18 protein-coding genes and 1 pseudogene are annotated in these 20,273 nt (G+C 76.3%); 9 read left to right on the plus strand and 10 right to left on the minus strand.

The features are described 5' to 3' along the window. Nucleotides 1-57 precede the first annotated feature (57 nt). The 3 genes from K5O09_RS15815 to K5O09_RS15825 all read right to left on the minus strand — a co-directional run bounded on the left by K5O09_RS15815 (nt 58) and on the right by K5O09_RS15825 (nt 2,675). On the minus strand, nt 58-675 hold the full coding sequence (locus K5O09_RS15815; protein WP_255595755.1) for a methylated-DNA--[protein]-cysteine S-methyltransferase: 618 nt from the start codon (nt 673-675) through the stop codon (nt 58-60). Between the two features lie 49 nt (nt 676-724). Next, complete coding sequence (locus K5O09_RS19600; protein WP_222170398.1) at nt 725-2,362, minus strand: DNA-3-methyladenine glycosylase 2 family protein; 1,638 nt, start codon at nt 2,360-2,362, stop codon at nt 725-727. 103 nt (nt 2,363-2,465) lie between these two features. Further along, a complete protein-coding gene (locus K5O09_RS15825; RefSeq protein ID WP_222170399.1) occupies nt 2,466-2,675 on the minus strand; it encodes a BldC family transcriptional regulator in 210 nt (69 codons plus the stop codon). Between the two features lie 705 nt (nt 2,676-3,380). Between K5O09_RS15825 and K5O09_RS15830 the strand changes: the two genes are divergently transcribed. Then, nucleotides 3,381-3,569: a DUF3073 domain-containing protein gene (locus K5O09_RS15830; RefSeq protein ID WP_222170400.1), complete on the plus strand. Its 189-nt coding sequence runs from the start codon at nt 3,381-3,383 to the stop codon at nt 3,567-3,569. A gap of 270 nt (nt 3,570-3,839) precedes the next feature. Here the strand turns inward: K5O09_RS15830 and purM are convergent, their stop codons facing one another. From purM to K5O09_RS15845, 3 genes are all read right to left on the minus strand, one after another. Continuing rightward, a complete protein-coding gene (gene purM, locus K5O09_RS15835; protein WP_222170401.1) occupies nt 3,840-4,961 on the minus strand; it encodes a phosphoribosylformylglycinamidine cyclo-ligase in 1,122 nt (373 codons plus the stop codon). Then, a complete protein-coding gene (gene purF, locus K5O09_RS15840) occupies nt 4,958-6,508 on the minus strand; it encodes an amidophosphoribosyltransferase (RefSeq protein ID WP_222170402.1) in 1,551 nt (516 codons plus the stop codon). Before purF ends, purM begins: the two co-directional genes overlap by 4 nt. Before the next feature lie 101 nt (nt 6,509-6,609). Next, the gene (locus K5O09_RS15845) at nt 6,610-7,227 is read right to left on the minus strand and encodes a hypothetical protein (RefSeq protein WP_222170403.1); all 618 of its coding nucleotides are present in this window, start codon (nt 7,225-7,227) and stop codon (nt 6,610-6,612) included. A 44-nt stretch (nt 7,228-7,271) separates the two neighbouring features. Here K5O09_RS15845 and K5O09_RS15850 point away from each other — a divergent pair, with 44 nt between their 5' ends. After that, on the plus strand, nt 7,272-7,931 hold the full coding sequence (locus K5O09_RS15850; protein WP_222170404.1) for a YigZ family protein: 660 nt from the start codon (nt 7,272-7,274) through the stop codon (nt 7,929-7,931). Nucleotides 7,932-8,218: 287 nt separating this feature from the next. Here the strand turns inward: K5O09_RS15850 and K5O09_RS15855 are convergent, their stop codons facing one another. From K5O09_RS15855 to purL, 3 genes are all read right to left on the minus strand, one after another. Continuing rightward, nucleotides 8,219-8,590, minus strand: coding sequence for a sterol carrier family protein (locus K5O09_RS15855; RefSeq protein ID WP_222170405.1), 372 nt, complete (start codon nt 8,588-8,590; stop codon nt 8,219-8,221). 226 nt (nt 8,591-8,816) lie between these two features. Continuing rightward, nucleotides 8,817-9,941 carry a ribosome small subunit-dependent GTPase A gene (gene rsgA, locus K5O09_RS15860; protein ID WP_222170406.1) on the minus strand — a complete coding sequence of 375 codons (1,125 nt, stop codon included), beginning with the start codon at nt 9,939-9,941 and terminating at the stop codon, nt 8,817-8,819. 433 nt (nt 9,942-10,374) lie between these two features. Continuing rightward, nucleotides 10,375-12,807, minus strand: coding sequence for a phosphoribosylformylglycinamidine synthase subunit PurL (purL, locus tag K5O09_RS15865; RefSeq protein ID WP_222170407.1), 2,433 nt, complete (start codon nt 12,805-12,807; stop codon nt 10,375-10,377). 182 nt (nt 12,808-12,989) lie between these two features. On the opposite strand from purL, the gene K5O09_RS15870 reads away from it, so the two are divergent. From K5O09_RS15870 to K5O09_RS15895, 7 genes and pseudogenes are all read left to right on the plus strand, one after another. Further along, nucleotides 12,990-13,850 carry a DUF2599 domain-containing protein gene (locus K5O09_RS15870; protein ID WP_222170408.1) on the plus strand — a complete coding sequence of 287 codons (861 nt, stop codon included), beginning with the start codon at nt 12,990-12,992 and terminating at the stop codon, nt 13,848-13,850. 597 nt (nt 13,851-14,447) lie between these two features. Next, entirely contained in the window at nt 14,448-15,974 is a 1,527-nt protein-coding gene (locus K5O09_RS15875) for an ABC transporter substrate-binding protein (RefSeq protein WP_222170409.1), read from the plus strand. Nucleotides 15,975-15,978: 4 nt separating this feature from the next. After that, nucleotides 15,979-16,266: pseudogene (locus tag K5O09_RS19605) on the plus strand (ABC transporter permease); the annotation flags it as partial. Nucleotides 16,267-16,269: 3 nt separating this feature from the next. Next, nucleotides 16,270-16,938 (plus strand): ABC transporter permease, encoded by a 669-nt coding sequence (locus K5O09_RS15880; protein ID WP_370635580.1) that lies wholly within the window; start codon nt 16,270-16,272, stop codon nt 16,936-16,938. Further along, nucleotides 16,935-17,825: an ABC transporter permease gene (locus tag K5O09_RS15885; protein WP_222170411.1), complete on the plus strand. Its 891-nt coding sequence runs from the start codon at nt 16,935-16,937 to the stop codon at nt 17,823-17,825. The genes K5O09_RS15880 and K5O09_RS15885 overlap by 4 nt, the downstream gene beginning before the upstream one ends. Beyond that, entirely contained in the window at nt 17,822-18,718 is an 897-nt protein-coding gene (locus tag K5O09_RS15890) for an ABC transporter ATP-binding protein (RefSeq protein ID WP_222170412.1), read from the plus strand. The genes K5O09_RS15885 and K5O09_RS15890 overlap by 4 nt, the downstream gene beginning before the upstream one ends. Next, entirely contained in the window at nt 18,715-19,473 is a 759-nt protein-coding gene (locus K5O09_RS15895; protein WP_222170413.1) for an ABC transporter ATP-binding protein, read from the plus strand. The genes K5O09_RS15890 and K5O09_RS15895 overlap by 4 nt, the downstream gene beginning before the upstream one ends. A 200-nt stretch (nt 19,474-19,673) precedes the next feature. Here K5O09_RS15895 and K5O09_RS15900 read toward each other — a convergent pair whose 3' ends face one another. Then, on the minus strand, nt 19,674-20,249 hold the full coding sequence (locus K5O09_RS15900; RefSeq protein ID WP_222170414.1) for an alpha/beta hydrolase: 576 nt from the start codon (nt 20,247-20,249) through the stop codon (nt 19,674-19,676). Between the last annotated feature and the right edge of the window lie 24 nt (nt 20,250-20,273).

The following is a 20,273-nucleotide window of genomic DNA, read 5'->3' on the forward strand; positions in this document are numbered from 1 at the left end:
CGCCGGCGGCACCGGACGCACCGGCCGGGCGTCGACCGCGCGGCCGGCGCCCCCGCCTCAGCCCCGCGCCTCGAGCGCGAGCAGCGCGCGCTTGACCTCGAGACCGTAGTAGTAGCCGCCGAGCGTCCCTCCCGTGCGGAGCACCCGGTGGCAGGGCACGAAGGGCGCGACGAGGTTCCGCGCGCACGCCGACCCCGCCGCCCTGACCGCCGTCGGGCTGCCCGCGGCGAGCGCGAGCTCCGCGTACGTGACCGTCCGGCCCGGGGGGATCGCGCGCATCGCCTGCCACGCCCGCTGCTGGAACGGCCCGCCGGCCTGCTCGACGGGCACGGCGTCGAGAGCGGTCGGCTCCCCCGCGGCGTAGCGGGCCACCGCGTCCGCCACCCGCGCCGGGCCGTCTCCCTCGCGGGACAGGTCCTGCGCGGCCACGAGTCGGTGGCCGCGCACCGCGACGGCCGCCGGCAGGCGCGCCGCCATCGCCGCCACGGGTGCGAAGCCGGCCGCGCGCACCACACCCTCGGGGGTCAGCAGCACGGCGAGGTCGCCCGCGGGGGTCGCGAGCGTCGCGGCGAGGAGCGGTCCGGTGCCCGCCGGGGCGACGGCCGCCTCGGCGGCGGGCGGCACCGGGGGCGCGGGCGTGAGGTGCCCGGTCGTCCCGAGCTCGGTGGTGGTCATGGCTCCATCCTGCGTGGTCGGCCCGGTGCGTTCTGGCGGTCCTCGGACATCACGGTCCGCCGTCCGCCGCCGCGGCGGTCCAGAGGTGCTGCGCGGCGTACCCCCGCCACGGGCGCCAGCGGGAGGCACGCTCACGCAGGGCCGGCGCGGGGACCGCGGTCCCCCCGCCCAGGTGGCGTCCGGCGGCGCGGCGGAGCACCAGGTCGCCCTCCGGGAAGGCGTCCGGGTCGGCCAGCGACCGCAGCGCGACGTACTCCGCCGTCCACGGCCCGACGCCGGGCAGCGCCAGCAGTGCGCGCCGCGTCGCGACCCGGTCGGCAGCCGGGTCGAGGCGCAGCCCGCCCGCCACGGCACCCGCCAGCGCGAGCACGGTCGCCGCACGGGACCCCGTCAGGCCGGCGGCGCGGAGCTCCGCCACGGGCACGGCGGCGAGGCGCTCCGCAGCCGGGAAGACGAGCAGGCCGCCAGGACCCGGCGAGCCGTACGCCGCGACGACCCGGGCCGTGAGGGTCCGGGCGGCCTCCACCGAGACCTGCTGCCCCAGGACCGCGCGGACGGCGAGCTCGTACCCGTCGACCGTCCCGGGGACGCGCAGCCCCGGACGCGCCGCCACGAGCGGCGCGAGAGCGTCGTCCTCGGCGAGCACCGCCGCGACCAGCGACGGGTCGGCGTCGAGGTCCAGCCAGCGCCGGACCCGCCCCACCACCGGCGCCAGGTCGCCCAGCGAGGCGAGCTCCAGCTCCAGGTCGACGCGCGAGCCGTCGCGCGCCAACCGCACGGTCGCCACGGCGGGGCCGTGCGCGGCGGGCACGAGGCGCCGGACGGTGAACGCGGCGCCGGACCCGTCCGCGACCTCGAGCCCGGGCACGGCGCGCCGCTCGACGTGGGCGAACCACGCGCGGGCGTCGTACGGCGGCCGGTGGCGCAGGTGGAGGGTGAGGTGGGCGGCGTCGACGGGAGACCGGGGCGCGGAGACCGGCACCCCGCGGTCGAGCGGCTTCCCGGCCGCGCGCCGCGACGCCACTGCTCCGGGTTGCGCGGTGGGGCTGCCCGGACTGCCGGTCGCCGCCGCGCCGACCGGCGGTGCGGGCGTCCGGCGTCGGGCTCGCAGCTCGCGGGGGGCCGCGCCGAACGTCGCCCGCATGACGTCGTTGAACTGGCGGACGCTCGCGAACCCCGCCGCGAACGCGACGTCGGCCATCGGCAGGCGCGTCTCGTCCAGCAGGTGCCGCGCGAGCTGCGCCCGCCGGCTCCGGGCGATCTGCGCCGGACCCGCGCCCATCTCCGCGACGACCACGCGCTGCAGGTGCCGCGCGCTGACGTGCAGGCGCTCCGCGAGGCCCTCGACGCCGACCTCGTCGACCACACCCGACGCGATCGCGCGGACCGCCTGCGCGGCGAGGTCGGCGCGCGCGTCCCACTCCCTGCTGCCGGGGAGGGCGTCGGGCCTGCAGCGCCGGCACGCGCGGAAGCCGGCGGCGACCGCGGCCGCCGCCGAGCGGTAGTAGCGGCAGTTGTCCGGACGCGGGGTCCGCGCCGGGCACGAGGGCCGGCAGTAGACGCCGGTGGAGGTGACGCCCAGGTACAGCCTGCCGTCGTAGCGCGGGTCCCGGCCGCTCACGGCCCGGTACGCCACGTCACGGTCGATCCAGGCAGGCAGGTCGTCCTGCGGGAGTGTCGTGGTCACCGCACCACCCTCGTCCGTCGCGGACCCCCATTCTGGCGGTCACCGGACACGGCGGTGGGGCGGTGCCCGCCCTCCGTCGCCGTCGACGGAGGGCGGCGCGCCGTCAGGAGTCGCTGTCGCGCTGACCCGGGATGCCCCCGAGCAGCTCGCGCACCTCGGTCTCGCGGTAGCGGCGGTGCCCGCCGAGCGTGCGGATCGAGGACAGCTTGCCGGACTTCGCCCAGCGGGTGACCGTCTTGGGGTCGACGCGGAACAGCGTCGCGACCTCGGACGGGGTCAGCAGGATCTCGTTCTCGGTGTGGGGGGCGGACACGTCAGACCTCCTCGTGACGACGACTGGTTGTCACACCCGTCGTCCGTGCTGTCAGGTTCCCGGCCAGGGCCGGTGCCACTGCCGGACCCATGCCCGGACAGGGCGTCTTCGACGACCTCATGTGCGTACCCCCCTAGCGCCCCCGCCGCGACCACTCTGTCACGTCGAACTCCACACAACTAGTACCAACGTCCCATCTCCGGACAAGCGGTAACTATTGGGACACTGTAGGTCGTTCCGGACATGACTGCGCGTCGACACGGTGGCCCGAACGGGCGGTCCTCGTCGTGACAGGTTCACCCGTACGGCCCTGCTGGAGGACGGTCGGTCTGTGACTCGCGTCTGACCACGGGTTTCGCTCCGACCGTGCCGCAGCGCGCCGGCGGGCGCACCGCAGAGCGCGACCAAGGTCCCGGCGCGGGTCGTGGTGGAGGTCACATGCCGGACACTCCGCCCACCACCCGGGACGGCCGCCACCCGGCCGCCGGCCGGCCGGCACGCCGGACCCCGCCACGAGGACCCCTCCCGACCCGTCGGACGCGGACGCCGGGCCCCCGCCGGTGCGACCCGCATCACTCCGGAGGCGAGTGGTCGGAATGCCGGACGACCATGTACCGTTGCGACACGAACAGACGATTCAGCACCCCGGGGCCGCACGTGTGAGCACGGAGCCGCCCCGCTTCCACGTTAGAGGGGGTCGATGCCATGGGGCGCGGCCGTCAGAAGGCTAAGCAGACGAAGGTCGCCCGGGAGCTGAAGTACTTCAGCCCGGACACCAACTACCGGGCCCTCGAGCAGGAGCTCAACGGGCGCCGCGGCGACCTCGTCACCGACAGCCGACAGGACTCCGACGACGAGGGTGACGACTACTCTCGCTGGCCGGACGAGCGCTGAATCGTCGGCCGGACGCCGCGCTCCCGCGCGACCTCCGGCCCCGCCACGGGTCGTCTCCCGCGGCCCGCGCTGCCGGCCGACGCGTCGACGACGCCGGCTGCCCGCGCCGCGCGTGCACGAGCTGACCGCGGGCGGCGACCGGACGCCGTGCGTCTGAGCTGACCGGTCGTCGCAGCCTGCGCACGCCGCGACGCGACGACGGGCCGCTCCGGGGTGCCGCGCATGCAGCGCGCGCGGTCCCGCCGCTCGGCGGCCACCCGTCCGCGTCGGCTAGACCGTGCGGTAGCCGCCGCTGAGCCGGACGGCACCGCCCTGCACGCCCTTGGTGCCGGCCACCAGGTCCGCACCCAGCGCGGCGGTGTCGCGCTCCGGGTCGAGCGCGCGCACCTCGCCCAGGGGCCAGGCGGCCAGGCCGAGCTCGGCAGCGTGGGCCAGCACGCCGTCGGCGCCCGCGGCGTCGACCACCGCCACCATGCCGACGCCCAGGTTCAGCGTGCGCTCCAGGTCCGTCCACGGCACCCCGCCGGCGGCCTGCACCAGCGAGAACACCGGCGGGAGCGTCCACGACCCGCGCGCCACGTCGGCCACGAGACCGGCCGGCAGCACGCGGGCCACGTTGGCCGCCAGCCCGCCCCCGGTGACGTGGCTGAACGCGTGCACGCCGCCCGCGGCGCGCTCCACGAGAGCCAGGCAGTCGGCCGCGTACACACGGGTCGGCTCGAGGAGCTCCGCCCCCAGGGTGCGCCCGAGCTCCGGGACGTCGCGGTCCAGCGACCAGCCGGCGACCTCGACGACGCGCCGCACCAGGGAGTACCCGTTCGAGTGCAGTCCGGAGGATCCGAGGGCGACCAGCACGTCGCCGGCGCGCACCCGGTCCGGCCCGAGCAGGCCGTCCGCCTCGACCACACCGGTCGCCGCACCCGCGACGTCGTACTCGTCCGGGCCGAGCAACCCGGGGTGCTCGGCGGTCTCCCCGCCGACGAGCGCCGTGCCGGCCACCGAGCAGGCCGCCGCGATGCCGCGCACGACGTCGGCGATCCGCTCGGGGACGACCCGGCCGCACGCGATGTAGTCGGTCATGAACAGCGGCTTCGCGCCCACGACGACGATGTCGTCGACGACCATGCCGACCAGGTCGAACCCGATGGTGTCGTGCACGTCCATCGCCTGCGCGATCGCGACCTTGGTGCCCACGCCGTCCGTGGACGTCGCCAGCAGCGGACGGCGGTAGCCCACCAGCGCCGATGCGTCGAACAGGCCGGCGAACCCGCCCACCCCGCCCAGCACCTGCGGCCCGTGGGTCGCGCGCACCGCGTCCTTCATCAGCTCGACGGCCTTGTCGCCGGCCTCGGTGTCGACCCCGGCGGCGGCGTAGGTGATGCTCTCGGTCACGGGTGCTCCAGCGCTGTCGAGCCACCGGTCCCCTGGACCAGGGTGGCGAGTCCGTCCTCGGGCGGGCCGAGCGGCAGCTCGTTCTGCTCCAGCAGGTGCTTGCCGAGGCGGTCCTGCGACGGCAGCTCGATGGGGTACCGCCCGGAGAAGCAGGCGGTGCACAGCTGCGCAGCCGGCTGCTCCGTCGCGGCGATCATGCCGTCCATCGAGATGTACCCGAGCGAGTCGGCCCCGAGCGACGCGCCGATCTCCTCCACGGCCAGACCGTTGGCGATCAGCTCGGCACGGGACGCGAAGTCGATGCCGTAGAAGCAGGGCCACTTCACCGGCGGGCTGCTGATCCGCACGTGCACCTCGGCGGCGCCGGCCTCGCGCAGCATCCGCACCAGCGCCCGCTGCGTGTTGCCGCGCACGATCGAGTCGTCCACGACCACGAGCCGCTTGCCGCGGATGACCTCCCGCAGCGGGTTGAGCTTGAGCCGGATGCCGAGCTGCCGCAGCGTCTGCGAGGGCTGGATGAACGTGCGGCCCACGTAGGCGTTCTTCGTGAGGCCCTGGCCGAAGGGGATGCCCGACGCCTGGGCGTAGCCGACCGCCGCGGGGGTGCCGGACTCCGGGACCGGGATGACGAGATCGGCCTCGACCGGGTGCTCCCGCGCCAGCCGGCGGCCCATCTCGACGCGCGCCGCGTGCACGGACCGGCCCGCGATCGTGGTGTCGGGCCGGGCCAGGTAGACGTACTCGAACACGCAGCCCGCGCGCTGCTGCCTCTCCGTGAACCGCTGCGTGCGCAGGCCGTCGGCGTCGATCGCGACCAGCTCGCCCGGCTCGATCTCCCGGACGAACGACGCGCCGACGATGTCGAGCGCCGGCGTCTCGGACGCCACGACCCAGCCGCGCTCCAGACGGCCGAGCACCAGCGGCCGCACGCCCTGCGGGTCGCGCGCCGCGTACAGCGTGTGCTCGTCCATCCACACCAGGCTGAACGCCCCGCGCAGCCGCGGCAGCACCTCCAGCGCGGTGGCCTCGAGCGTGTGGTCGGGGTCCCCGGCGAACAGAGCCGTCACCAGGGCGGTGTCGGTGGTGTTGCCGCGCGCGAGCTCCCCGCGGCGCTGGCTGCCGTAGCGCTCCGCGACCAGGTCGACGAGCTCGGCGGTGTTCGTCAGGTTCCCGTTGTGGGCCAGGGCGACCGTGCCGCCGGCCGTCGGGCCGAGAGTCGGCTGCGCGTTCTCCCACGTGCTGCCGCCGGTCGTGGAGTAGCGCGCGTGCCCGACGGCGATGTGGCCGTGCAGCGCGTTCAGCGCCGTCTCGTCGAAGACCTGCGAGACCAGGCCCATGTCCTTGTAGACGAGCAGCTGCTCACCGTTGGACGTCGCGATGCCCGCGGACTCCTGCCCGCGGTGCTGCAGGGCGTACAGCCCGAAGTAGGTGAGCTTCGCGACCTCCTCACCGGGAGCCCAGACCCCGAAGACGCCGCACGCGTCCTGGGGTCCCTTCTCGTTCGGCAGGAGGTCGTGGTTCAGCAGTCCGTCTCCGCGGGGGGCCACGCGCCCATGGTGTCACACCCCCGGGCGGGCGCCGGAACCGGGCGGGTGGTGGGCGGGGGGGGGGGGGGGGGGGCCGGGGGGCGGGGCCGGTGGGCGGTCGGTCAGCGGGGCCGCGCGCCGCCCGCGTCGTCGTCGGCCGCGCGCCGCACGCTGCGCCGCTCGGCCAGCACGGCCAGGCCCGCGCCGACGAACGCCCCGACGACGGCACCGATCACCGCCGAGACCAACCGCGCGCCGCCCTGCCCCTCGAGGAGGCTGATGAACGCCGTGCCGTCGGACACCACGTCGCTCGACGGGCCCGCGACGAGCGCCGCCAGCAGGCCGAGCAGCGCGCCCAGCAGCACCCCGGCGGTGATGAAGGCACCGACCTTCGGCGCGTGACGCACGCGCGCCGGCACCGCCACGCGGGCGAGGGCGGCCTCGTCGAGCGGGGCGGGGGCGGCGTCCGGCGCGGGCAGCGCGGGCGCGACGGCGGGCGCGGTCCGGTCGGCGTCCGGCGCAGTCGGCGCGGGGGCGACGGCGGGCTCGGTCCGGTCGGCGGGCTCGGTCCGGTCGGCGGGCGCGGGCGCCTCGCCGGGCGCGGGCGCGTACGCCTCGCCGGGCGCGAAAGCCTCGCCGGGGGCAGCCGGTGCCACCGCGTCGGGGCCGCGTCCGGGCACGGGCCCGTCCGCGGGCTGCGGGTCGTCGGGCCGTCGGGCCGGGCTGCTCTCTGCGGTCACCCCGGAATCCTAGGTCGACGCGCACCGGCCCTAGGCTCGACGGCATGGGAGCCGCCGACGCCGCCGCGCCGCGCTACCCGTCGACCATCGCCGCCCCCGTGGAGCACGAGCTGGTCGTGAAGAAGTCGCGGTTCCTCGCCCTGGTCCACCCGGTGTCGAGCGTGCCCGAGGCCGACGAGGTCGTCGCCGCCGTCCGCAAGCGCTCGTGGGACGCGCGGCACCACTGCGTCGCGCTGGTCGTCGGCCCGCACGCGGAGCAGCAGCGGTCGACCGACGACGGCGAGCCGTCCGGCACCGCCGGCGTCCCCATGCTCGAGGTGCTGCGCCGCCGCGAGCTCACGGACGTGGTCGCGGTCGTCACGCGGTACTTCGGGGGCATCCTGCTCGGCGCGGGCGGCCTGGTCCGCGCCTACTCCACGGCGACGTCCGAGGCGCTGGACCTCGCGCGGCTCGTCCGGCGCAGCGCCGCGACACGCGTCACGGTGGACGTGCCGCACGCCGACGCCGGCCGGCTGCACGGCGTGCTGCGCGACTGGGTGGGCAGCCACGACGCCGGGCTGGCGGACGTGGCGTACGGCGCGGCGGCCCGGTTCACCCTGCTGGTGCCGCCTGCGGAGCTGGACGCGCTCGACGCGGCCGTCGCGGCGGCGACGTCCGGCTCCGTGCAGCCGGAGCGTGGCGGCACCGAGGTGCTGTCGCGCTGACCCGGCGCGGCGCGGCACTGTCCGGCGCGGTGCGGTGCCGCGCTGCCCGGCGCGGCGCTGCCCGGTGCGGTGCGGTGCGGTGCGGCGCGGCGCTGCCCGGCGCGGCGCTGCCCGGCGCGGCGCTGCCCGGCGCGGCGCTGCCCGGCGCGGCGCTGCCCGGCGCGGCGCTGCCCGGCGCGGCGCTGTCCGGCGTGGTGCGGCGCTGTCCGGCGCGGTCCGGTGCCGTCCGGTGCTGCGCGGTCCGGTGCGGCGCAGTACGGAGGGCGGCGGTCCCGCGCGCGGCGTCGTCAGCGGTGACGCGTCGCCTGCAGCGGCAGCCAGCCCGACAGGTCCGCGCGCTCGCCGGACGCGTGCACCCGTCCGGCTCCGACAGCCTCGTCCCACGTGAGCGCGCCCGTCGCGAGCTCGAGCCACGTCTGCGGGTCCGTCTCCACGACGTTCGGGGGCGTGCCGCGCGTGTGCCGCGGCCCCTCGACGGCCTGGACGGCGCCGTCCGGCGGCACCCGGACCTCGACGGTGTGCCCCGGCGCGACGTCGGCCAGCTCCTCGAGGGTGAACCGCACCGCGGTCCGCCGCGCCCGGACGTCGGCGGGATCGGCGCGCCACGCGGCGACGGCGGAGCGGCCCGCAGCGGGCTCGGTGCGGCGACGAGGAGGCATGCCGCCATTCTCCCGGCCCGCGGGCCGGTCCGCGCCGCTGGTGCGGCCATGACGTCAAGTGCAGCAGCCCGCAGGCCGTGACGCCGGCCGGGCCCGGCCGGCGCCACCCGGGCCGGGCTGTGGGGCACCCTCGCCGCTGCGGCCGCCGGGCTCGCCGAGGCCGGCACCGTGGTCGCGCCGGCGGTGCGCGCGGGCTGACACCCGGTCACCCGCAGCCGGCTCCTCGCTAGCGCGGCGGCCGGGACCGCTGGAACCGGTGGTACGCCGCCGTGGCACGGCGGGAGCGGTGGCGCTCGGCGGCCGCGAGCGCGGAGTCCGAGCGCCGCTCCTGGTAGGCAGCCTCCCGCGCCAGCCGGCGCCAGGAGTCGAGCCGCCGTTCGCTGAGCGATCCGTCGTCGACGGCCGCCAGCACCGCGCACCCCGGTTCGCTCCGGTGCGCGCAGTCGGCGAACCGGCAGTCGCCCGCGAGCGCCGTGATATCGGCGAACGTCGTCTCGAGCGCCGCGGAGTCCGCCACCAGCCCGACGCCCCGCAGCCCCGGCGTGTCGATCAGGTTCGCGCCGCCCGGCAGGGGCACGAGCTCGCGGTGCACCGTGGTGTGGCGCCCGCGGCCGTCGGCCCGCCGGTCACCCGTCGCCATGACCTCAGCCCCCGCGAGGGCGTTGACGAGCGTCGACTTGCCGGCCCCCGACGGTCCGACGACGACCAGCGTCCACCCCGGGCGGAGCAGCGCCCGCAGCGGCTCCAGCCCCGTCCCGGCCGTGACGCTCACCGTGTGCACGTCCGCGCCGATCGCGACCGCCCGGACCTCGTCCGCCATCCCCTCGGGGTCCGGCACCAGGTCCGCCTTGGTCAGCACGACCACCGGCTGCGCCCCGGACCGCCAGGCGAGCGTCAGCAGCCGCTCCACCCGTCCGGGACTCGGGTCCGGGTCCAGGTGCTCGACCACCAGCACCACGTCGACGTTCGCGGCGAGCACCTGCGCCCGGGAGGTGCGGTCCGGCCCGTCACGCACGACCGCGGTCCGCCGCGGGAGGACAGCCACCACCCGCAGGGTGGCGTCCTCACCCTCGGCCCCGAGCAGCACCTCGTCCCCGACGGCGGGCGGCACGAGCTCACCCGGCGCTCCGTCCGCGTCCAGCACCGGCACCAGGCCGTCGCCCGGCAGGACGACCCGGACGGCATGGCGCCCGCCGGCGTCCGGGCCCGCGCTGACGCCCGCGGACCCGTCGGCGTCCGCCGGTCCGCCGTCCTCCGACCCGGCGGCGTCCTCGGGCAGCACGAGCACCGCCCCGCGGTCGACGCGCACGACGCGCCCCGAGGCGGACCCACCGGGTTCCGGAACAGACATACCCCGACCGTAGGAACCACCCCGGACCGCGCGCGAGCCATTTCCCGCACCGCGCACAGCCCACCCCGAGAGCCCGCCTTGCATCCTCCGGCCCGCCTCGACCAGCCCCACGCACTCCGGACCCGCCTCGTCCGAGCCCGCGCTCTACGCCGAGAACCCAGGACACGCCGGCGGGCGCGCGCGATCCCGGGCGTGTCCTGGATTCTCGACGCCCGGGCCGGACCGGGGCCGCGCGCGCCCGGGGCGCGGTCCCCGTCGAGAGTCCAGGACGCGCCGACGGGTGGGCGTGATCCCGGGCGTGTCCTGGACTCTCGGCGGGGAGGCGGGCTGCGGATCAACCCAGGGAGGGCGGGCCGGTCGGATCCGGGGGGGGGGGAAGGGCGGGTCGGCCCGGGCGCGGATCGGCTCGGGGAGAGCCGACGGGTCGGGCCGGTCAGCCGAAGTAGCGCGGGAGGGTCGCCTCCGAGACCGCGCGGGCCTCGGGGAGCGGGAGCGTGAACAGGCCGTTCACCTCGACGGCCGGGGCGTGCACGTGGTCCTCGGGCAGGTCGGCCGTCGGGGCGCCGGCTCCCGGGCTGCACGTCTCGGCCGTGACGCCGAGCCGCAGCGCCGGGACGCCCTGCGCGGTGCACAGGTCCTCGAACCGCACGGCCTCGGACCGCGGCACGGCGACGAGGGCCCGTGCGGTCGACTCGCTGAACAGCGCCTCGAACGGGGTGACGCCGTCCCGCTCGCACAGCCCGGCGAGGTCCACCTGGACGCCCACGCCGTACCGCAGCGACGACTCGACGAGCGCCTGCGCGAGACCGCCCTCGGACAGGTCGTGCGCGGCGTCGGCCAGACCGTCCCGCGACGCGCGGACCAGCACGGTCGCGAGCCGGCGCTCCGCGTCCAGGTCGACCCGCGGCGGCACCCCGCCGAGGTGCCCGTGCGCGACGTCCGCCCACGCGGAGCCGTCGAGCTCGGGCCGCGTGGTGCCGAGCAGGTAGACGGTCTCCCCCGCCGTGGTCCAGCCGGACGGGGTGGCCTCGGCGACGTCGTCGATGACGCCCAGCACGCCGACGACGGGCGTCGGGTGGATGGCGGAGTCGATCTTCCCGGGCTCGCCGGTGCCGTTGTACAGCGACACGTTGCCGCCGGTCACCGGCGTGCCGAGCACCGCGCACGCGTCGGCGAGGCCCTCGATCGCCTGGACGAGCTGCCACATCGATGCCGGGTCCTCGGGGCTGCCGAAGTTGAGGCAGTCGGTGACGGCCATCGGCCGGGCGCCGGACGCGGCGACGTTGCGGTACGCCTCCGCGAGCGCGAGCTGCGCGCCGGTGTACGGGTCGAGCTTGGCGTAGCGGCCGTTCGCGTCCGTGGCGAGCGCGACCCCGAGGCCCGTCGTCTCGTCGACGCGGACCACGCCGGCGTCGTCGGGCTGCGCGAGCGCGGTGTTGCCCTGCACGAAGCGGTCGTACTGGTCGGTCACCCAGGACTTCGACGCGAGGTTCGGCGAGCCCAGCAGGTCGAGCACGGTGGCCCGGAGCTCCGCCGGGGTCGACGGCCGTGCGTACCGCTGCACGCCCTCGGGGGTGCTGACCGAGTCGGCGACGAGGGCGTCCTGCCACTCGGGGCGCGAGTACGGGCGGTCGTAGACGGGGCCCTCGTGCGCGACGGTCTTCGGGTCGACGTCGACGATCCGCTGCCCGTGGTGGTCGATGGTGAGGCGGCCGGTGCCGGTGACCTCGCCGATGACGGCGGTCTCGACGTCCCACTTCCCGGTGATCGCCAGGAACTCGTCGAGCTTCTCGGGCGTGACGACCGCCATCATCCGCTCCTGCGACTCCGACATGAGGATCTCGCCGGCAGTCAGCGTGGGGTCGCGCAGCAGCACGTTCTCGAGGTCGACGTGCATGCCGCCGTCGCCGTTGGACGCGAGCTCGGAGGTCGCGCAGGAGATGCCGGCCGCGCCGAGGTCCTGGATGCCCTCGACCACGCGGGCCGCGTAGAGCTCCAGGCAGCACTCGATGAGCACCTTCTCCATGAACGGGTCGCCGACCTGCACCGACGGGCGCTTGGACGGCTTGGTGTCGTCGAAGGTCTCGGACGCGAGGATCGACGCGCCGCCGATGCCGTCGCCGCCGGTGCGCGCGCCGAACAGCACGACCTTGTTGCCGACCCCCGACGCGTTGGCCAGGTGGATGTCCTCGTGGCGCAGCACGCCGAGGCACAGCGCGTTGACCAGCGGGTTGCCCTGGTAGGAGGCGTCGAACACGAGCTCGCCGCCGATGTTCGGCAGGCCGAGGGAGTTGCCGTAGCCGCCGACGCCGGACACGACGCCGTGCACGACGCGCGCGGTGTCCGGGTGGTCGACCGCGCCGAACCGCAGCTGGTCCATCACGGCCACCGGCCGGGCGCCCATCGAGATGATGTCGCGGACGATGCCGCCGACGCCGGTCGCGGCACCCTGGTACGGCTCGACGTACGACGGGTGGTTGTGCGACTCGACCTTGAACGTGACGGCCCAGCCGTCGCCGATGTCGACGACGCCCGCGTTCTCGCCGATGCCGACCAGCAGGTGCTCGGTCATCTCGGGCGTGACGCGCTCGCCGAACTTCCGCAGGTGCGTCTTGCTCGACTTGTAGGAGCAGTGCTCGGACCACATGACGGAGTACATGGCGAGCTCGGCTGCCGTGGGGCGGCGGTCCAGGATGTCGCGGATGCGCTGGTACTCGTCGGGCTTGAGGCCGAGCTCCGCGAACGGCTGCTCGAGGTCGGGCGTGGCCGCGGCGTGCTCCACCGTGTCGGACACGTGGCCCGGCGTGGGGCCGGCGGGCTGCTCCGCGGGCTCGGTGGGCTGCTGCGAGGTGGGCGCGCTGGTCATCGAATCCCTCGGGCTGGTGGGCCGGCGGCGCGCAGCGGCGTCCGTGGGTGGACGGCCGTGACGCGCCCGGCCGGGCGGGCGTCGGCAGACACCGCACAGGCTACCGGCGCCCGCGGCAGCCCCGGACACCCCGCCGGCACCCGGCACGCAGCGCCCGGCAGTCGCCCTGACAGACTGGGTCCGTGATCTCCTCGCGCGGCACCGCCCGGTCAGCGGTGGTGCTCCTCGCGGTCGCCGCCCTGGCCGGATGCACCGGCGCCGGTGCCGGCACCGAGACGCCCGACGGGCCTCCGTCCCCGACGTCCTCCGCGGTGGCGGCTCTCACCGACCCGGACTCCCTGCGGGCGACCGGCACCGCCGTGGTGTCCGGCGACGTGACGCTGACGGCGTGGCCGTCGGTCGGGGTCGTCGTCGGACCACCGGACGAGGACGGCGCCGTGGCGCTGACCGTGCCGCTGCCGCAGATCGAGGACGCCACCGCGTCGGTCCTGCCCGTCGCGACGCTCGTCCCGCCGCCCGGCGCGACGCTGGAGGTGCTCGGGGACGACTCCGCCCTGGTGCGCGGCGACGACGGCGGCGTCCTCGCGGCGCTCGGGGTGCCGGTGCTCGGCGGCGACGCCGTGGGCGCGGGCCTGGACCTGCAGGTCGCCGCCCGGGACGACGGCACGCTCTCCTGGTCCGTCGTCCGGCCCGTGCTGACCGACGGCACGGTCGACGCGGATCCCTCGCCCGCCGGCACGGTGACCGCCGTGGTGGCGGCGTCCGCGCTGCGCAGCGCCACCTGGGCGGACCGCGACGACGAGGGCGGGCTGAGCCTCGCGGTCGTCCCCGCGGCGTGGGCGCGCACCGGTGGGCTCGCGGCGGAGGAGGCGCTGTGGGCGCAGCTCGTCGCCCAGGTGCCGGAGGCCGGCACCACCGGCGTGCGCGACCAGCTCACCTGCCACACGATCGGCGCGCCGGACAAGGAGTCGTGGAACCTCGAGCCCTGGCGGCCGGACGTCGGTCTGCTGGCCACACTCGCCGCGCGGTGCAACCCGGAGTGACGACGTCGCACGGGCCTGCGTGACGGACGCCTCGTCGCCGCACGACACCGTTGTTGCTACAGTCTTCAACATCATGCGCCAGACGACCTCCCCCGCACGCACCCGCGCCTGTCGAGCCATTTCGGCCGCCGCGTGCTGCTGTCGTCGCTGAGCCGCTCCCGCTGAGCTCCCCGGGTCCGCGCACCGCCGCCGACCCCGCGAGCCGCACCTGAGCCGGACGCCGCTCCGGCCCACCCGGCGCGATCGGACCACGCCGCTCGGGTCGCCCGCCTCCGGCACCGGCCGCCGCGCACCCGGCGGATCGGATCCGAACGACCCCACGCGCCCGGCGTGTCCGTCCGGACGGATCCGAACCCGCGAGCGGTCCGGCCGTCCGGATGGATCGGAAGCGCGGGGCACCATCCCGGCCAGGCACCCGGACGGATCCGAACGACCCGGCGCGCCCGGCGAGTCCGTCCGGACGGATCCGAAGGGTCGGGCCGCAGCACCCGAGCCCCCGGCCCGACGCCCGCACCACCCCCCGCAGGACACCGCACCACCCCGCACCACCCCCGTGCCCGGCAGCCCGCCGCGCCCCTCCCGGAAGGACCACCACCCGTGAGCACCCGCCGATCCCGCCGCGCCCCGCTGGGCGCCGCCCTGGCCGTCGTCGCCGCCCTGGCGCTGGCCGCCTGCGGCTCCGGCTCGGGCGGCTCGACCGCCGGCGCCGGCACCGGCACCCCGGACGCGTCCGCCGAGATCGTCATCGGCTCGACCAACGAGCCCACCGGCCTGGTCCGCAACGTCGGCGGCTCGTCGGGCGTCTCCCAGACCATGACCCGGAACGTCTTCGAGGGCCTCACCTCGGTGGACGTCGACGGCCAGGTCGTCCCGACGCTCGCCGAGTCCTGGGACGTGTCCGACGACGGCCTGACGTACACGTTCCACCTGCAGCCGGGCGTCACGTTCCACGACGGCACCCCGCTGACCGCGGACGACGTGGTGTGGAGCATCTCCGAGGCCATCGGCCCGGAGTCGAAGTCCGCCCGCAAGAGCGACCTGCTCGTCATCCAGCAGGCCACCGCGGTCGACGACGCCACCGTCGAGCTCGACCTGTCCCGCCCGTCGCAGGGCCTGACGTTCTACCTGGCTTCCGTCACGATCGTGAAGGACGGCGACACCGAGCTGACCAGCGACAACGGCACCGGCCCCTACCGGTTCGTCGAGTGGGTGCAGGGCGACCACCTCACCATCGAGACGTTCGACGGCTACTGGGGCGAGCCCGCGAAGAACGCCGGCGTGACGTTCCGGTTCTTCCAGGACACGACGGCGCTGAACAACGCGCTGCTCACCGGCGACCTGGACCTCGTCATCGCGGAGGACTCCCCGGACCAGCTCGTGCAGTTCGAGGACAACCCGGACTTCACGATCACCGAGGGCACCTCGACCACCAAGCAGCTGTGGGCGTTCAACGACCGCGAGGCGCCGTTCAGCGACGTCCGCGTGCGTCAGGCGCTCTACAAGGCCATCGACCGTGAGGCGATCCTGTCGGCTGTGTGGGACGGCTACGGCCAGGTCATCGGCTCGATGGTCCCGCCGACCGACCCGTGGTTCGTCGACCAGGCCGACGTGCACGCGTACGACCCGGACGCCGCCGAGGCGCTGCTGGCCGAGGCGGGCGTGAGCGACCTGGAGATCTCCGTGGACTACATCCCGGACGACACCACCGAGGCGATCCTCGCGCTGCTCACCAAGAACCTCGCCGCCGTGGGCGTCACCCTGACGCCGAACCCCATCGACGACGCCACCTGGTACCAGAAGGTCTACACGGACCACGACTTCCAGACGACCCTCATGGGCCACGTGAACCCGCGCGACGTGCTCTGGTACGCGAACCCCGACTTCTACTGGGGCTACGACAACCCGCAGGTCCAGGAGTGGGTCGCCCAGGCCGACGAGGCGGCCACCGAGGCCGAGCAGGTCGACCTGCTGACGCAGGTCAACGAGACCATCGGCGAGGAGGCGGCGTCCGCCTGGCTGTACCTGGACCCGCAGATCCGCGTCGCCCGGGCCGACATCACCGGGTTCCCCGTCGACCAGGTGACCGAGTCGTTCTACGTCGCCGACATCGTCCGGGGGTCCTGAGACCGTGCGCGCTGCACTGCTGCGGATCGGCGCCCTGCTGATCTCCCTCGTCCTCGCGAGCGTCCTCGTGTTCGTCGTGCTGCGGCTGCTGCCGGGCGACGCCGCGGGCGCCGCCCTGGGCGTGGGCACCACCACGGACCAGCTCGACCAGCTCCGGTCGGAGCTCGGGACGGACCAGCCGGTGGTGACGCAGTACGTGCAGTGGCTCGGCCAGGTCGTCCGCGGGGACCTCGGCACGTCCTTCGTGTCGCGGCTCCCCGTGGCCGACCTGATCACGCAGAAGCTGCCCATCACCGTGCCGCTCAGCGTCGCGGCGTTCGTCCTCGCGGTGCTCGTGTCGGTGCCCCTCGGCGTGATCGCCGCGGTGCACCGGCACGGGCCCGTCGGGGTCGCGGTGTCGGCGGTGTCCCAGCTCGGCGTGGCCGTCCCGGTGTTCTGGGTCGGCGTGCTGCTGGTGCTGGTGTTCGCCCTGCGTCTCGGCGTGCTGCCGGCCGGGGGCTTCCCGCGGACCGGCTGGGACGACCCGGCCGCCGCGGTGCGGGCGCTCGTGCTGCCCGTCGTGACCGTCGCGATCGCGATGTCGGCGGTCATGGTCCGGTACGTGCGCTCGGCCACGCTCGACGTCCTCGACCAGGACTACCTGCGCACCGCCCGCGCGCTCGGCTACGGCCGGTGGCACGCGCTCGCCCGGCACGGCCTGCGGAACGCCGCGGTGCCCGTGGTGGCGATCCTCGGCATCGAGCTCGCGACCTCGCTGCTCGGGGCGGTCGTCATCGAGAACGTGTTCGCGCTGCCCGGGCTCGGCACGCTGCTGCTGGACTCCGTGACGTCGCGCGACCTGCCGGTCGTGCAGGCGCTGGTGCTGCTGCTCACCGCGGTGGTGCTGGTGACGAACACCCTGGTCGACCTGGGGCAGCGGGCGATCGACCCGCGGCTGCGCCTGGCGAAGCAGGTGGCGGCGTGACCGAGCTCGCGACCCCGACGACCGGCGCGCCTGCGCCCGGTGCCGTCGCCGACCCGGCACCCCGGCGCGCGCGCCGGCTCCCGCCGTCCCTCGTGGCCGGCGCCGTCCTCGTGGGCCTCGTCGCCGTCGTCGGCCTGGTCTCCCTGGTCTGGACGCCGTACGCGCTCGACGACACGGGCACGGGCGAGCGCCTCGCCGGACCGAGCGCGGCGCACTGGGGCGGCACCGACCGCCTGGGCCGCGACCTGCTCAGCCAGCTCATGACCGGCGCGGGCAACGCCCTGGTCGTCGCCGCCGCGTCGATGCTGGTCGCCGGGGTGCTCGGCGTGACCGTCGGCGTCCTCGCCGGTGCGACCCGGCGCTGGGTCGACGTCACCCTGCTGGCCGGCGTCGACCTGCTCATCGCCTTCCCGACCCTGCTGCTGGCGATGCTCATCGTCACCGTGCGGGGCGCGTCCCTGTCGTCGGCGATCTGGGCGATCGGCATCTCCGGGTCCGCCGTCATCGCGCGGGTCACCCGGGTCAACGTCGCGCGCGTGCTGCGCGAGGACTACGTCACCGCCGCGCACGCCGCCGGCACCGGCTGGTGGGGCACCGTGGGCCGGCACGTCGTGCCGAACGTCTGGCCGACGCTGCTCGTCCAGCTCATGCTGCTCGGCGGCGGAGCGGTGCTCGCGGAGGCGTCGTTGTCGTACCTCGGGCTCGGCGCCCCGCCGCCGAACGCGTCCTGGGGGCGGCTGCTGCACGAGGCGCAGTCCACGATGCTCGTGCAACCGTGGGGCGCGATCCTGCCCGGCGTCGCGATCGTGGTGACCGTGCTCGGCCTGAACCTGCTGGGCGACGGCATCCGGGAACGCACCGACCCGAGCCTTCGAGGTGACCGGTGACGACGCCCCACGCCGCGCCCGCGCCCCTGCTCTCCGTCGAGGACCTCACCGTCACCACGTCGACGGGCCGCCGCCTGCTCGACGGCGTGACCTGGTCGCTGCCCGCCGGCGGCCGGCTCGGCGTGGTCGGCGAGTCCGGCTCGGGCAAGTCGCTGACCGCCCTGGCGGTGCTCGGCCTGCTGCCCGACGGCATGCGCGCCACGGGCCGCGTGCTGCTGGACGGCGAGGACCTGCTCGCGCTGCCGCCGCGGCGGCTCGCGCGGGTGCGGGGCGCCCAGGTGGCGATGGTGTTCCAGGAGCCGCTGACCGCGCTCGACCCCTTGATGACGGTCGGCCGCCAGATCACCGGGCCGCTGCGGCTGCACCGCGGCCTGCGCGGCGCCGCGGCGCGCGAGGAGGCCGCCCGGCTGGCCCGCCTCGTGCACCTCACGGACACCGAGCGGATCCTCGGCTCCTACCCCTGGCAGCTCTCCGGCGGGCAGCGGCAGCGCGTCGCGCTCGCGACGGCGCTGGCCTGCGAGCCGCGCGTGCTGCTGGCCGACGAGCCGACCACCGCGCTCGACGTCACCGTGCAGGCCGAGGTGCTCGACCTGCTGGACGACCTGGTGGACCGCACCGGCGTGGCGCTGGTGCTCGTCTCGCACGACCTGCCCGTGGTCGCCCGCGTCGCCCGGGACCTCGTCGTCATGCGCGACGGCCGGGTGGTCGAGCACACGTCGGTCGCCGCGGCGCTCGCCGGCGGGGAGGCCGCGTACACGCGGGAGCTGGTGGCCGCCGCCCGTGCGGTGACGGGGCTGCCGGGGTCGGGCGCCGCCACGCACACCGAGGCCGCCGGGCCCACCGAGTCCGCCGAGTCCGCCGACGACACCGGCCGCGACAGGAGCACCCCGTGACCGCCCCGCTGCTCGAGGCCGCCGACGTCACCCGCGTGTTCGGCGGGAACACCCGCGCGCTGGACGGCGTGTCCGTGCGCGTCGAGGCGGGTCGCAGCATCGGCATCGTCGGCGAGTCCGGCTCCGGCAAGTCGACGCTGCTGCGGCAGCTGCTCGGCCTGGACTCCCCGACCTCCGGGGTCGTGCGCTACCGGGGCGAGTCCCTCGACCGCCGCGACCGGGCGCTGCTGCGCCGGCTGCGCGCCGACGTCCAGCCGGTGTTCCAGGACCCGCGCTCCTCGCTCGACCCGCGGATGCGGATCGGGGCCGTCGTCGCCGAGCCGCTGCGCTCGCTGCGCGTCCCCGGCGACCACCGGGCGCGCGTCGCGGAGGTGCTCGCGGCGGTCGGGCTCGACCCCGACGTCGTGTCGCGGTACCCGGCGCAGTTCTCCGGCGGCCAGCGGCAGCGGATCGCGATCGCCCGGGCGCTCGCCCCGTCACCGTCGGTGCTGGTCGCGGACGAGCCGGTGTCGGCGCTCGACGTGTCGGTGCGCGGCCAGGTCGTCGACCTGCTGCGGCAGCTCGCCGTCCAGCAGGGGCTGACGCTGGTGCTGGTGTCGCACGACATCGCGATCGTCGGGCGGCTGTGCGAGCAGACCGTCGTGCTGCACCACGGCCGGGTGGTCGAGCAGGGCGCGACGGCGTCGGTGCTGGCGGACCCGCGCGAGGCGTACACCCGACGCCTGCTCGCCGCGGTGCCGCAGCTCCCGGCCTGACGCAGGCGCACGAGCGCACGTCCACGACCCCGCGAGCGCACGGCGACAGGCCAGCAGGCGGTGGTCCCCGGGGCGCCCGCACCCCCGGTTGCGGACCCCCTCGCGGTGGGCGCGCAGGGGACGCGTGGGCAGCGAGCGCGGGGGCGTCAGCGGAGCGTGCGCAGGCGGTGTGCGCGGCGAGGCCGAGCGCGCGATCCGGGTCAGCGCACGGGCAGACCCAGCGCGGCGCGAACCCGGTCCCGCACCACCGGCAGGCTCGTGAACCCCTCGCGCGCCAGCAGGTGCCCGCCACCCGGGACGACGTCGTATGTGGCGTCCAGCCGCTGCGCGAGCGCCCGGGTGAGCGCCGGGTCGACGATCACGTCGTCGTCGGACCCGACGACGTGCCGCGCGGCCGTCGACGCGACGAGGCGGGCGTGGTCAGGCGCCGTCGTCGTGAACGCCGCCACCTCCGGGACGGCTGGCGGCGGCGCGTCGAACCCCGAGGCGAGAACCAGCCCGCCCAGCCGCCACGCGCCCGGTGTCGCGGACAGGGCGTGCAGGGCCGTGACGCACCCGAGGCTGTGCCCGACCACGACGGTCCGCTCGTCCGGCGTGCCGATCGCGGTGCGCGCGGCGGCGACCCAGGCGTCCGGGTCGGGCGCGTGCGGGTCGGGAAGCGCGGGCACGCTCACCTCGACGCCGTGCGGGGCGAGGTCCGCGGCGAGCCAGCCGAACCAGTGGGCGTCCGGGTCGGCCTGGTAGCCGTGCAGCACGACGACACGCGGTGAGGTCACCCGGCGATGGTCACCCCGACGAGC

The organism is Cellulomonas sp. C5510, from assembly GCF_019797765.1.
Taxonomy (GTDB): Bacteria; Actinomycetota; Actinomycetes; order Actinomycetales; family Cellulomonadaceae; genus Cellulomonas.